Source organism: Dyadobacter sp. NIV53, assembly GCF_019711195.1.
Classification (GTDB): domain Bacteria; phylum Bacteroidota; class Bacteroidia; order Cytophagales; family Spirosomataceae; genus Dyadobacter.
Genome location: NZ_CP081299.1, coordinates 6637069 through 6650062 on the forward strand (window position 1 = coordinate 6637069; position 12994 = coordinate 6650062).

At 42.1% G+C, this 12994-nt stretch carries 11 protein-coding genes; 7 read left to right on the plus strand and 4 right to left on the minus strand.

Annotated features, from left to right (window positions below; genetic code table 11):
* Positions 1-140: 140 nt before the first annotated feature.
* Positions 141-533: a hypothetical protein gene (locus KZC02_RS27240; protein ID WP_221391552.1), complete on the minus strand. Its 393-nt coding sequence runs from the start codon at positions 531-533 to the stop codon at positions 141-143.
* Between the two features lie 150 nt (positions 534-683).
* Between KZC02_RS27240 and KZC02_RS27245 the strand changes: the two genes are divergently transcribed.
* The 4 genes from KZC02_RS27245 (at position 684) to KZC02_RS27260 (ending at position 7450) form a co-directional block, all read left to right on the plus strand.
* Positions 684-1724, plus strand: coding sequence for an SGNH/GDSL hydrolase family protein (locus tag KZC02_RS27245; RefSeq protein ID WP_229253834.1), 1041 nt, complete (start codon positions 684-686; stop codon positions 1722-1724).
* A 317-nt stretch (positions 1725-2041) separates the two neighbouring features.
* The gene (locus tag KZC02_RS27250; RefSeq protein WP_221391553.1) at positions 2042-2815 is read left to right on the plus strand and encodes a M57 family metalloprotease; all 774 of its coding nucleotides are present in this window, start codon (positions 2042-2044) and stop codon (positions 2813-2815) included.
* Positions 2816-3581: 766 nt separating this feature from the next.
* Positions 3582-5003: a response regulator gene (locus KZC02_RS27255; RefSeq protein ID WP_221391554.1), complete on the plus strand. Its 1422-nt coding sequence runs from the start codon at positions 3582-3584 to the stop codon at positions 5001-5003.
* A 191-nt stretch (positions 5004-5194) separates the two neighbouring features.
* Positions 5195-7450 carry a xanthine dehydrogenase family protein molybdopterin-binding subunit gene (locus KZC02_RS27260; RefSeq protein ID WP_221391555.1) on the plus strand — a complete coding sequence of 752 codons (2256 nt, stop codon included), beginning with the start codon at positions 5195-5197 and terminating at the stop codon, positions 7448-7450.
* A 46-nt stretch (positions 7451-7496) separates the two neighbouring features.
* Here the strand turns inward: KZC02_RS27260 and KZC02_RS27265 are convergent, their stop codons facing one another.
* From KZC02_RS27265 to KZC02_RS27275, 3 genes are all read right to left on the minus strand, one after another.
* Positions 7497-8480, minus strand: a complete 984-nt coding sequence (locus KZC02_RS27265) for a ketoacyl-ACP synthase III (RefSeq protein WP_221391556.1) — start codon at positions 8478-8480, stop codon at positions 7497-7499.
* Positions 8481-8566: 86 nt separating this feature from the next.
* Complete coding sequence (locus KZC02_RS27270; protein ID WP_221391557.1) at positions 8567-9121, minus strand: TetR/AcrR family transcriptional regulator; 555 nt, start codon at positions 9119-9121, stop codon at positions 8567-8569.
* 119 nt (positions 9122-9240) lie between these two features.
* Entirely contained in the window at positions 9241-10035 is a 795-nt protein-coding gene (locus KZC02_RS27275; RefSeq protein ID WP_221391558.1) for a response regulator transcription factor, read from the minus strand.
* Between the two features lie 316 nt (positions 10036-10351).
* Here KZC02_RS27275 and KZC02_RS27280 point away from each other — a divergent pair, with 316 nt between their 5' ends.
* The 3 genes from KZC02_RS27280 (at position 10352) to KZC02_RS27290 (ending at position 12973) form a co-directional block, all read left to right on the plus strand.
* Positions 10352-10834 carry an MSMEG_0572/Sll0783 family nitrogen starvation response protein gene (locus KZC02_RS27280; protein ID WP_221391559.1) on the plus strand — a complete coding sequence of 161 codons (483 nt, stop codon included), beginning with the start codon at positions 10352-10354 and terminating at the stop codon, positions 10832-10834.
* A 64-nt stretch (positions 10835-10898) separates the two neighbouring features.
* Positions 10899-11867, plus strand: a complete 969-nt coding sequence (locus KZC02_RS27285) for a Nit6803 family nitrilase (protein ID WP_221391560.1) — start codon at positions 10899-10901, stop codon at positions 11865-11867.
* A complete protein-coding gene (locus KZC02_RS27290; RefSeq protein WP_221391561.1) occupies positions 11864-12973 on the plus strand; it encodes an MSMEG_0568 family radical SAM protein in 1110 nt (369 codons plus the stop codon). The genes KZC02_RS27285 and KZC02_RS27290 overlap by 4 nt, the downstream gene beginning before the upstream one ends.
* The last annotated feature ends 21 nt before the right edge of the window (positions 12974-12994 follow it).

The following is a 12994-nucleotide window of genomic DNA, read 5'->3' on the forward strand; positions in this document are numbered from 1 at the left end:
CCCCTGATTTAATTCAAAAATAATCTGCTAAGGCGGCTCACACACAGCGAACCGGAACCGCAAATAAGCAGAAATTTCAAACCGCTTAACCCCCAAACTTATATCTTTCTATTCTGAACTCTAAACTTCAAGCTCCAAACTCATAACTTCGTTCTGGTACTTTCCAACGCCCACCAGACCAGAACAGGCTGGAAAAATAACCGTAAAAATCTTTTTTTATCAGTATTGAGGCCAAAAGCATCTTTGTGGTTGACCAGCTGTGAAATATTTCCCGGAAAAACCGCGGTAAAAAAAGCCGCAGCTACCTGCCCTACTTCTGTCCTGTACTTTTTAGGTGTAAAAACCAGAGCACTTCCCATCGCGATTTCAGCGACTCCCGAAGACACAACTGTGTCGTCTTTTTTAAGTGGTACAAAATCAGGAACCTGCGCCTGGAACTCTTTCCTTGCAAAGGTCAGATGGCTGACTCCCGCAAATATCAAACCTGCCCCTAACAGGATCCGTGCTGTTGTTTTAATGTTTTCTTCTTTCATGATTCAAGTTTATTAAAGGTTATATAAATATTGTTCCCGCATTCACAACAGAGTTTTTTTCAGGAGAAGTAGTTCTACTTTAAAATGCAGATAGTATGGTTGGAATGATTATTGTAGATGTAATACTAAAACCTATATTTCCTCTTAAAAATGACTCAACAACCAAAGACTAAAGCGCACACTAAAAATCAGGATTTGATAAACCGCAGACGCTTTTTTCACTATTCCGGAGCGGCCTTTCTCACAACAGCTTTTTTGTCGTCTTGTAGTGTAATAGACGATGTTTTTCCCAAAAGTGACAAACCTGGGGAAGAACCGGAAGTAGTACAGGAAAGGGATAAAACACTTGCCTTTTTCGGAGACAGCCTGACCATTGGCGCAGGTGGCACCAAGCCTTATGGCAGCGTAGTTGCAGCGGCATTGCAGGGAAGGCCGGTGGTAAGTGACGGGATTGTGGGCCAGGTTGCATCAAGTATTGCTGTCAGGCAGGGCGGGGCGTTGCTTACGATAACGGTTGAAGGCAATAAACTGGATGGGATAAAGCCGGTTAAGATCACCAAACTCAGCAATTCGTTTTTGACTACGGCTACTAATAACAATGAATACAGCAGAACGGGTACAGTAGGTGGAGTAAGGTGTACAATCCGGCGGATAGTCAATGCAGACCTGAGCGAAACGTATACCATCACACCGGCAACGGTGAGTGTAATTGCTATTCCTGCTGATTCTGAATTTTTGCTGGAAGATGCAGCCAGGCTCAAAACCGCCACGCAGATTTTATGGTATGGCCGGAATAATATAGGGAAAACGGATGCAGAAACAGAAATTATGGCTTCACTGGACAAATCTGTGGCCTACATAACAGCGCCTGCAAGATATCTTGTTCTGGGAGTGCTCCTTGAATCGGATGAAGGAAAAGGAACTGAAAATTACAGCCAGGTCATTACAATCAATGAAAAACTTGCGGCTAAATATGGTGAATCGTACGTAGCAATGACTCCCCCGAGCGATGCTGAAATGACGGCGATCAGTTACAACCCAACAGCCGATGACCTTACAGACCTGGCAAACCTGACTTTTCCACGAGGACTGCGGGCAGATTTTGAAAATGATGATATTCACCTGAATGACAAAGGTTATCAAATCGTTGCAAATCGAGTAATAGAGAAGATCAAGGTACTTAAGTATTAATATTTAACTTTACAATTTATACGACAGTAATAAAGAATTAATTCTTTATTACTGTTTTTTTTGTAGAATTAGTTTTAATGTTTTAGTTTTGCACACACAGTTGGAAACAAGTTTGATCTATTTTGACCACGGTAACAGTTAGCTTCGGTTTGTGTAGTTTTTATTAATTAAATATTTGAGAATTTTTAGTTACCTGCTTCGAAAACTTCCATAATAAAATCCATTTCCTTCATTTCCGATTAAAGTATGGGATGTTTTAATAATAGTATACTTGATTGATCCTTCTGAAATTATTTAACATTTTTAATTTCATTCAAATGAAAAAATTACTTTATTCCATTGCCATGGTAGCATGCACGTATTTCGTGTCGTCCTGTGGCAGCACCAGTGAAGTAACTCCCGGAGACCAGGTTGAAGTTACGCCCGTTGATGTAGTTGATTACAGTATCATGAAAAGCTATCTGATCCGCTATTATGGCTTTAAGGATCTTGTGGAAACAGACGAATCTTTTGTAGCAGAGGGTGATATTGTTTTTGATAAAAAGGACTACAAACTATACGGGAAGTTACCTGCGAATGCCCGGCATTATCAATACAGCGGAGGTATAATCACTAAGGTAAAAGTTGTGAATGTCAGGTTCGCGAGTAGTGTTTCCAGTGAATGGGGAACGGCCGTTAAAGCCGCCATTGTACAGTGGAATAGTCTTGATGGTGAAATAGAATTTAAATACAGTACGACTGCGCAGGCGAATGAGATACTTGTAAGCAGCAAAAGTTTAGGAAGGTCGTCAGTGATTGCACAAGCCTATTTCCCATGGAATGGATTACCTGCCCCACAAGGTATCCAGATCAACTCAGACTTTATTTATAGGAATAATTTCCCGGCTGCAATGAAGGTAGAAACAATGGTACATGAAATGGGGCATATTCTCGGAATCGGCCATACCGATGTCAGCAGTTCATATATGAGTTATATCAGCCTAACGGGTTGTTCCGGTAAAGACCCCGAATCCGTTATGCAGCCAGTGCTTACGCAAGGCTGGAACGGTTTTTCAAGTTGTGACAAAAAGGCCTTCGCAAAGTTATATTGAAATAAAAAAGGCACTTAAATACGAAAGCTAAGATTCATAAAAGTTAAGCAGCGATAAAGAGTAGGTTTCTTTGTCGCTGCTTTTTCTTGATAGGGCTATGTTCTTTTGTTAAATGAATTTTTAGATTGCTGATTCCAGCCTTACTACTTTAATTTTTCAGCAATGTTCTAAAAAGTTTTGAACTGACGTAGTTTAAATAGCGTGCGTCAAAAAGAATATTATTACCAATAAATGTAAAACAACAATTGTGAATAATTTTAAAGATGTTGGTTAGCAGATAGTTATGTGAGTTTGTCGTATTAGTTGATTATAAACATAGCAACCTGGGTATTTATTTTTTATTACTTCCGTTTTTATCTTAGTGGGAAACTTCGGTCAAATTGCTACTTTGCGATTGATTATATAGAGTTTCTTATCATTGGCAACAAATAATTTCTATCCGAAGGTTAAAAACGATTCAAACGGCTTACAGAATCTTTGGGAAAAAGAATTTGAAGCTAAGTCCTTGTTAGGAAATAGGATATTTTGTTTCTCATTTATGGTCGGTTATCCATTAACCTCCATCCTTTATTACCTCAATGGCAATCCCGACTATCAATCTATTTTAAAAGTACAATTGGTTTGCAGTTGCCTGGTCGGGCTCATTCTTCTTTTGCATTTCAAGGGAATAATAAATAGTCAGAACACTTCTTTTTTCAGCCGGCTGCTGCTGGTTGTTTTTCATTCGTTTATTCTGGCATCTTTCAAGACCATATACTACTATGACATGAGTATCAATCTGACTCTCCAGCTCATATTTTCGGTTTTGATCCTACGCTGGAAGCTTAGTTATGCTTTGGTAAGTTCTGTTGCAACGGTACTATTTTTTTCAGGGGCGTTTTATATTAATGGTACTGATGCGTTGGTGCGTTTTTTGAAGGAGGGAGGTTTTTTCTATTTTCTGGGACAAAGTGTTTTTCCCGTAATTCTGCAAATGCGTTATACCAGGCAGTATCATGACTTTATTTATTCTCATAACCTGCAGAAACAAAATAAAGAGCTGGAAAAGCAAATTCAGCTTGCAAGGGAAGCTACACAGGCGAAAACGGATTTTCTGTCCACGATGAGCCATGAGATCAGGACTCCGCTTAACGGGATCGTGGGAATAATCCACCTGATGCGACAGGAGGATCTGCGAACGAACTTTCAAAGGGAATTGGTCGAGACCCTGAACTTTTCCTCAGACCATCTGATGGCGGTAGTGAATAATATTCTTGATTTCAATAAAATCAATTCCAATCACGTAAGGCTTGTCAGTGAGCCATTTGATCTCTCGCTTTTACTCAGAAATCTTGAGAAAACATTCATACCAAGGGTGCTGGAAAAGAACCTGAACCTGATCTTTGAAGTCAATTCTGCACTGCCTGCGCAATTGATTGGCGATCAGGTCCGGCTAAACCAGATTATTACCAACCTGATCCATAATGCAGTAAAGTTTACTGATAAGGGTTTTGTTAAACTCATTGTGAAAGAACAGAAAAAAGATGAAAACCGGATTTCGCTATATTTTGAAGTGATAGATTCGGGATCAGGCATTCCTTTGGAAGATCAATCGGCCATTTTTGAAATTTTTACACAAAGTAATATTGCAGCCAACCGAAGTAACCGTGGGACTGGGCTTGGACTTGCTATTACCAAAGAGCTTTTGAGGTTATTTGGAAGTGAAATCAGTCTGGAAAGTGAGGTTGAAAAGGGATCCCGTTTTTCATTCCCAATTGAATTTTTCTATTCCGATCAACCACTGGCTGTAGAAAAACCAGTCGCAGTTAAAGTTGCGCTTCCTGACGCAAGGATTCTGGTTGTGGATGACAATACAATTAACTTACTGTTTGCAACCAATCTGCTTAAAAAAGTAGGTTTACAGTACGATACGGCTGAAAATGGCAGTGAGGCAGTGGAAAAATTTAACAGGATGCATTATGATCTGATACTGATGGATCTGAGGATGCCCGTGATGAATGGCTTTGAGGCAACCCGTTCAATTCGCGAAAAAGGCTCCCTGATTCCTATTGTCGCGCTTACTGCTTCAGCCTTTACTGATGAGCGTGAAAATGCGCTGTCCAACGGCTTTTCAGGTTATCTCGTAAAGCCATTTCTTCCGCAGGAATTTTATGACCTCATCTATACCTTTATGAAAGCGGAGGAATAAAATAAGCAGAACCCAATCTTTACCTCGCACCCCATTCCAGATTATTTGATTTTCTCCACCAACTATTTGAATACCGTAATTTAATCAACCTGAATTCAACTAAATTTGGATTAGATTAAGAGGATATTGAAAAAGTATATTAAAAATTTATCCCACAGAATTTGTATCTTCTTCAACTAAAAGAAATGAATATGGAAAAAGTTGAAACAACTTATAACAGGCGTTCATTCCTGAAAGCTTCGGCCATTTCAGGTGGAGGGATGTTGCTTGGCACCAGCTGGTTGTCAAATTTGAAAGCAGCAGAAATTCCGGTAGATTTTAATCCGGTTGCTGACTGGAATGAGCTCAACGGTTATGTGAAAATTACCGCTGATAACATCATTCACATCATGTCACCAAATCCGGAAGGAGGACAGAATGTAAAAACTTCCATGCCAATGATCGTTGCAGAAGAGCTGGATGTGGCCTGGAAGGATGTGATTGTGGAGCAGGCTCCTCTGAATACTGACCGCTACACGCGCCAGTTTATTGGTGGCAGCCAGGCGATTCACCAAAGCTGGAAGAGGCTGCGTACAGCCGGTGCCGCAGGCAGACAAATGCTTAGGGAAGCGGCTGCGGGCAAATGGAAAGTGCCGTTGGATGAAGTCAGCACAGATGCCAGTGTTTTGTATCATAAAAAAAGTGGCAGGTCGGCCAAATACGGGGAAATGGCTTCGGCTGCTTCCCGGATTCCTATACCCAAAGAAGTGCAGTTGAAGGATGTTAAAGACTTCAAAATTATAGGGCACTCACAGAAGAATGTAGAATTGCCGAACATCATTAAAGGAGCACCTTTGTTTGGTATTGACCAGCATCGCGACGGTATGCTCATCGCAATGATCACGCATCCGCCTGCTTTTGGTATGAAACTGAAATCAATAAACGATGCAGCTGCAAGGGTTATGCCGGGTATCAGGGATATTTTCAGCATCAAGTCAATGCGGGACGATTATCCGAGGCAGCAATTTGATACCTGTACTTTTCCCGAAGTAGTTGCTATTGTAGGAAACACGACCTGGGAAGTAATGAAGGCCAAAAAGGCACTCAAAATTGAGTGGGAGCCTTTTGATGATTATATGGAAAAGAAAGAAGGCCGGAATGATGCAGTAAAAGTGCCGGCCGGACTAGAAAATACTACGGACCACTACGCGAAAATGGCAGCAATGGCGGGCCAGCCAGGAAAGGTTCGACGCAAAGACGGAGATCCGGAATCGGCTTTTAAAAATGCTGCGAAAGTGATTGAACGTACCTATACCGGTCCTTTTCTGGCACATAACTGCATGGAGCCTATGAATTTCTTTGCTCACGTAACCGAAGACAAAGCCGAGCTTTCGGGCCCGCTTCAGAAACCTGAAATTACAGAGAAAGCCTTGTCAGCGCGGCTCGGTATGCCTTTGGATAAGATTGACATTCAGATGACAAGGCTTGGAGGTGGATTTGGAAGAAGGTCATACGCACACTTTTTATTGGAAGCTGCACTTATATCCCGGAAGGTAAAAGCGCCCGTCAAACTGATCTATACCAGGGAAGACGACATGACTTCGGGTATTTATCGTTCGACTTACACGGCAACCTATCGTGCTGCCCTGGATGCCAATAACAATTTAACCGGTTTTCATCTCAAAGCCGGAGGAATTCCCGAGTCACCGCTATTTGCAAACCGCTTTCCGGCTGGGGCTGTCGACCATTACCTTGCCGAAGACTGGACCATTGAATCCAATATTACCAATGGTTCGTTCAGGGCGCCACGGTCCAACTTTATGGCTGCTGCTGAGCAGTCATTTCTTGACGAAGTAGCGGAAGCGGCAGGTAAGGACCCGATAGATTTCAGGCTGGAATTACTCCGGCGCGCTAAAGACAAGCCGGTTGGGAAAGATAATGAATACGATGCCGAACGCTATGCAGGTGTGCTTGAACTGGTAAGAGAAAAATCGGGCTGGGACCAGGCGAAAAAGACAAGACATCTGGGTGTTTCAGCCTACTTATCCCATGATTCATACGCAGCACATGTGCTTGATCTGGAAATAATTGACGGGCAGCCAGTTGTGAAAAAAGTGTGCTGTGCAATTGATTGCGGAATTGTGGTAAATCCTGATGCGGCCATTAATATGACCGAAGGAGCCATTGTGGATGGTATCGGAACGGCCTTGTTCGGCCAAATGACAATTAAAAACGGAGTGCCCGATAAAAATAATTTTAGTACTTACCGGATGATCCGAATGAACGAAGCTCCCAGGGAAATTGATGTTCATTTTGTAAAAAATAACATTGATCCAACGGGAATGGGCGAACCTGCTTATCCTCCCGTTTTTGCTGCTTTGGCGAATGCCTTGTACAAAGCCACTGGTAAGAGGTTTTACGATCAGCCTTTTATGCCTGGCCTGATTGAGTTGAAAGGGAATATGTAAAAATGATGTTGTTTAAGGATCCGGGATATATCTTTTCCCGGCCTCCTTATCCTCTCAAACTAATCCGATTCTGAACACAAATGCTGGAAAAAGTCAAACCACCGCCGAATCCGGCCAGGATTATGGTATCATCTATCCTGACTTTACCGGATCTCAGGCCGTTGTACCAGGCGATAGGAATGGAAGCAGCTGAGGTATTCCCGTATAGCTTAACACTTTCCAGGCATTGTTCTTTTGGAAAATTTAACCCCTCACACACGGCTTCCAATATTCTCAAATTTGCACTGTGAGGGATCAGCCAATCGATGCCTTTCAGTGTTTTTTGGTTTAAATCAACAAGGTTCTTAATTTTTTCAACCAGGGTTGAAACGGCCCATTTGAACACAGCACGGCCATTTTGGTGGATTTTATTGTCATTAATAATTGCCTCACCGTTGATCGTCGCCGGCTGGTTTGACAAGTAGAGATTTTGCCCTAATCCTCCGTCTGTTTCGGTTATGCTCCGAAAAATATAATTTGTTTCACTCGCCTCCACAATGACTGCTCCGGCACCGTCACCAAACAGGATACATGACGTCCTGTCTTCAAAGTTCATTACCTTGGAAAGCGTTTCTGCGCCGATTACCAGCACTTTTTTATTGGCGCCCGATGCGATCAGGCCTTTTGCAAGGATGATCCCGTAAACAAATCCTGCACATGCTGCTGAAACATCCATGCAACCTGCTTTTTTAATGTTCATTCTGGCTTGTACCTGGCTTGCAACACTTGGCATTGTATGGTCGGGCGTGCTTGTGGCAACTATGATAAAATCTACATCCGAGATATCCGTGTGATTGGATTCCAAAAGATTCTCAATGGCTTTTACACATAGATCACTGGTAAATTCATCTGCTCTGGCGTAATACCTGTTCTGAATTCCGGTTCGCTGTCTGATCCATTCATCATTGGTTTCAATGATCTTTTCAAAATAGGAGTTATCAATTCTTTTTTCAGGGGCGTATATGCCTATTGATGTAATTGCAGCATTCATTTTATTTAAATTTCATTAATATTGATCACAAAAAATTGAAACAGACATTATATTTCAATGTCCCATTTTACTACCAATATGCAGATTCAAAACCGGGAAGAAATCTGATCGATGGCACGTTGCAAAAGTGATTTGTCGTTATACAGTTTCATGAGCATAATACTTCCCTGAAGTCTTTCAATATCATCAAAAGCCGTTTCCTCAAAATTATCAGGTAATGATATTTCAGCATATAAATGGCTGAGTGCATTTTTCCACCGATCGAAAAAATCACGGATCGTTTGTTCGAAAAAGGGTTCTTTACCAATTGTTTCCAATAATGTATTACCAAAAAGACATCCATATCCGTTTTCAGCGTGCAGATTCCAGACGTAGCCAAGCATCCTTTTTATCCGCTCAGATGGTTTCAGGGATTCATCTGCTGAAATGTCGAATACATTCTTTTGGATTTTTTGAGAGAAAAAAATAAGGCACTGGTTCATCAAATCCCGCTTATCTGTGAAATAATAGTAAAAGTGGGATTTCTCTATTTCACAGGCTTTTGCCAAATCTGCGACGCTGGAATGATAGTAGCCGTTTTTTAAAAAGACTTCCGTAGACTTTACGATTAACTCTTCCCTGGTGGTCTGGATTTTAGGCATGGCTCAAAGGTAATATTTTTTATTTAACGATCGTTAAATAAAAGCGCTGAGAGGTATTACCAATTTTATAAATATTTCATTTAAAACTCTTACGGCAGGATCTGAATCAAGCTGCCTTTTCAGATATATCCTTTCTCCTGGGCAAAAGAAATAAGCTCAATAGTCTTTTTCACATTGGCTTTTTTCATCAGGCTTTTTCGGTGCGTGTTTACGGTATTCAAACTGATAAAGAGCTTATCGCCAATTTCTGTGCTTGAATTACCCTCAATCAGCAGTTGCAGGATTTCCAGTTCGCGTTCACTAAAAATGCCCGTTTTCTTGTTCGCAAACTGATACAGGAACTGCGGAAACTTTTCGCTTTTCGGGCCGAACATATGCCAACGTATCCGTATCGAATCAATAATACTGCTCATATCTGTACACAAACTCAGGTAGGCTTCAATCTCATGTTTCTCATTTAATATCATTACTGAGCTTTGCCGCAAGATCGGCAAATAGACATTGTCAGCATTTTTGATCCGGTAATTGATATGAAAATTGCTTTCGAAAGGTATCAGATCGGGTGCATTGGATGTTACAAAAGAAAGCAGTGCTTTGGATACATTAAAGTAGGTGACACGATCGTCGACGTGGATGTTCCGGACAAAGAAATCGGCAGTTAGTTCTTCGAATTTATAACCCAGGCATTCTTCAAAACCTTTATGGTAAAATTTGCCTGTTTTGATATGGTGAATATATATGAACTGATTGTGAAATAATTTAATATTTTCAAGATAGCTTACAATTTGCAAATGCACTTCACTATCCCGGTCGGCTGGCTGGGAGGTCATGTTTACCAAAAAACTTTTAAACTTGTTTCCCTCAGTCACCACCGACTCACCGGCAATATTTCTTCCCGATGCCTGCATATTCATTTTTTCAAAAACGTTGAGAATTGGTTTAAATTTTCTGGAAAAGTCTGTTCAAAAATGAGAAATGACTAATTATTGGTTTGAATTTAGGTAAAAAATGCTTCAAAAATTGAAAAATATGATAAATATAACCTTTTAAGGTGATTGACATCCGCCATTGTTTGTACCTACATTTGTATCGTTAGCAAAATAAGATTTGGCTGAATTTAATTTAAACCAAAACTTATAACAGACTGAATATGGAAAGTGATCAACGCCGGCAACTCCTTTTCATCAGTTTCTGAAATTGTATTTTTTCAATTTATAAAACGATCACGTTATGCCTAAGGTAGAAATAGAACAGCACAAAAAAGGTGATTACTTCGTAGACTACGAAGAGAAATTGTTTGAAGATGTAAAAGCTGAGCCGGGCCAGAAAGCGCTTGTTACTTTCCACACCGTAGCCTTCGAGGGTTCTATCGGTTTGGTAAACATCCTGACTGCAACACGGCTTCTGAGAAAAGGATATGAGACTTCTATTTTGTTATATGGCCCGGGTGTAACCCTGGGTTTGCAAAGAGGGTTTCCCAAGATTGGCGACGAAGCTTTTCCGGGACACATGGTTTACGGAGAGCGCCTGAACAAATTTATGTCAGAAGGTGGGAAAGTATACGCATGCCGTTTTGCATTGCAGGCGCTTTACGGTCACGGTGAGCCGTCGTTGCTGCCGGGAATTATTCCGATCAGCCCGCTCGATGTGCTTGATATCCAGCTGATCCATACAAGGGAGAAAGCTTTCATGATGCATTCCTGGACATTGTAATTCTTGCCTGATTGATTTGCCGGAGAAATCCGAACCAGAAAAAGGAATATAAACTTTGATTGAAATGGCTTCAAAAAAAATCATCAAAGCAGCCGCTGCCCAGATAAAACCGGTTCTTTTCAGCGGAATTTCGACGACCGAAAAAGTATGTGATACGATCAGGACTGCTGCAACCCAGGGTACGGACATTATCGTATTTCCGGAAACATTTGTACCATACTATCCGTATTTTTCATTCATCACGCCACCCGTTTTTCAGGGAAAAGATCACCTGAAATTGTATGAAGAATCGGTGGTGGTACCCGGCCCGCTGACCGACATGGTGGGCCAGGCAGCGAGGGAATGCAATATGGTGGTTGTTTTGGGGGTGAATGAGCGGGATCACGGGTCGCTTTACAATACGCAGCTTGTATATGATGTGACAGGAGAAATTGTGCTGAAAAGAAGAAAAATCACGCCTACATATCACGAACGTATGATCTGGGGCCAGGGAGATGGAAGCGGATTGAAAGCCGTAGACACCGCCATTGCCAGGATTGGTGCGCTGGCTTGCTGGGAACATTACAACCCGCTCGCCCGCTACGCACTGATGGCGGATCATGAGGAAATCCATTGCAGCCAGTTTCCGGGTTCGCTTGTCGGACAAATTTTTGGGGATCAGATGGAGGTAACGATCCGTCACCACGCGCTGGAATCGGGTTGTTTTGTGATCAATTCAACAGGCTGGCTGGATGAAGATCAGATCAATATCCTTACGCCGGATCCCAAATTGCAAAAGGCGCTTCGGGGTGGCTGTATGACTGCGATCATTTCCCCGGAAGGTGTCCATTTATGTGAGCCGCTTACGCAAGGCGAAGGCATTATTTACGCCGATCTGGATATGGCGCTGATTACGAAGAGAAAAAGAATGATGGATTCTGTGGGTCATTATTCACGTCCGGAGTTGCTCTCATTGCGTTTAAATAAGGATTCTCAGCAGGTTTTGGCTGCCAAAGAAGTTGTTTCCGAGGATGAAAAATATGTGAACCTATGAAAAGCGACGAACTGTTAATAGCGCTGCAAACCTTTGGCCTCCGGCTTGGAAACAGCCAGAACATTCAGGGAAGACGGGGAGGAGCCGGGCCAACCGATCACAAGGCGGTACGTATCGCCGGAACGACGATCATGGTTCCGGTGTACAATCTGGCTTCGGATGTTTCTCCTTTCACTGCTTCGGATCCGGATGATTTTGGGACGACAACCATTATGAAAAACGGGGAGCAAGTTGGTTTTGGGCTGTTTCCGAAGGTACCTGAGTTTTACAAGCATTTCAGTTCAGACGGGGTCCCATTTTGGAAAATCGCGCAATTGCATAGTCATAACGTGTTGGCAACAACCGTTTTACAAAATTGTATCCGGTACAACGACAAAGAAACATCATGTCAGTTTTGCGCAATAGGCGAGTCGCTGAAAAATGAAACGACTATTGCGTTCAAAAAACCGCATCATCTGGCGGAAGTCGCGAAAGCGGCTTATGAACTGGACGGTATTGAGCAGTTTGTCATCACAACCGGCACCCCAGGAACACCGGATCGTGGCGCTAAAATCCTGTACGATAGTGTAGTTGCGATCAAAAAAGTCCTGCCTGATTTACCGATTCAGGTCCAGTGTGAGCCACCAAATGATTTCAGATGGTTCCAAAAGCTGAAAGATGCCGGAGCTGATACGCTCGGAATGCATTTGGAAGCGGTGGAAGAAGAAGTACGCCAGCGGATTATGAAAGGCAAGGCAGAAGTGCCGATGGATTATTACATGGAAGCTTTTGAAGCAGCTGTTGAGGTTTTTGGCAGAGGACAGGTTTCAACTTATCTGCTTGCAGGTTTGGGGGATAGTGCGGAAAGTCTGATCACAATGAGCCGTGAACTGATTCAAATCGGTGTTTATCCGTTTGTTGTTCCATTTGTTCCCGTGAAAAATACACCTCTGCAAAATCATCCGGCACCGGATCGCCATTTTATGAAAATGGTCTTGTCAGAAGTGGGTCAAATGCTGGCGGAAGCAGATCTGACATCTGATAAAATGAAGTCAGGCTGCGGAAAATGTGGTGCATGTTCGACGCTCAAAGTTTATGAGAAAAAGGCTCTGGAAGTAATCAGCTAACAATTCTAACATTGATAGAAA

Excerpts from the sequence above, each read along its gene's own strand:
- KZC02_RS27240 (WP_221391552.1), bottom strand. The coding sequence starts at position 533 with ATGAAAGAAGAAAACATTAAAACAACAGCACGGATCCTGTTAGGGGCA.
- KZC02_RS27245 (WP_229253834.1), top strand. The coding sequence starts at position 684 with ATGACTCAACAACCAAAGACTAAAGCGCACACTAAAAATCAGGATTTG.
- KZC02_RS27250 (WP_221391553.1), top strand. The coding sequence starts at position 2,042 with ATGAAAAAATTACTTTATTCCATTGCCATGGTAGCATGCACGTATTTC.
- KZC02_RS27255 (WP_221391554.1), top strand. The coding sequence starts at position 3,582 with ATGAGTATCAATCTGACTCTCCAGCTCATATTTTCGGTTTTGATCCTA.
- KZC02_RS27260 (WP_221391555.1), top strand. The coding sequence starts at position 5,195 with ATGGAAAAAGTTGAAACAACTTATAACAGGCGTTCATTCCTGAAAGCT.
- KZC02_RS27265 (WP_221391556.1), bottom strand. The coding sequence starts at position 8,480 with ATGAATGCTGCAATTACATCAATAGGCATATACGCCCCTGAAAAAAGA.
- KZC02_RS27270 (WP_221391557.1), bottom strand. The coding sequence starts at position 9,121 with ATGCCTAAAATCCAGACCACCAGGGAAGAGTTAATCGTAAAGTCTACG.
- KZC02_RS27275 (WP_221391558.1), bottom strand. The coding sequence starts at position 10,035 with ATGAATATGCAGGCATCGGGAAGAAATATTGCCGGTGAGTCGGTGGTG.
- KZC02_RS27280 (WP_221391559.1), top strand. The coding sequence starts at position 10,352 with ATGCCTAAGGTAGAAATAGAACAGCACAAAAAAGGTGATTACTTCGTA.
- KZC02_RS27285 (WP_221391560.1), top strand. The coding sequence starts at position 10,899 with ATGGCTTCAAAAAAAATCATCAAAGCAGCCGCTGCCCAGATAAAACCG.
- KZC02_RS27290 (WP_221391561.1), top strand. The coding sequence starts at position 11,864 with ATGAAAAGCGACGAACTGTTAATAGCGCTGCAAACCTTTGGCCTCCGG.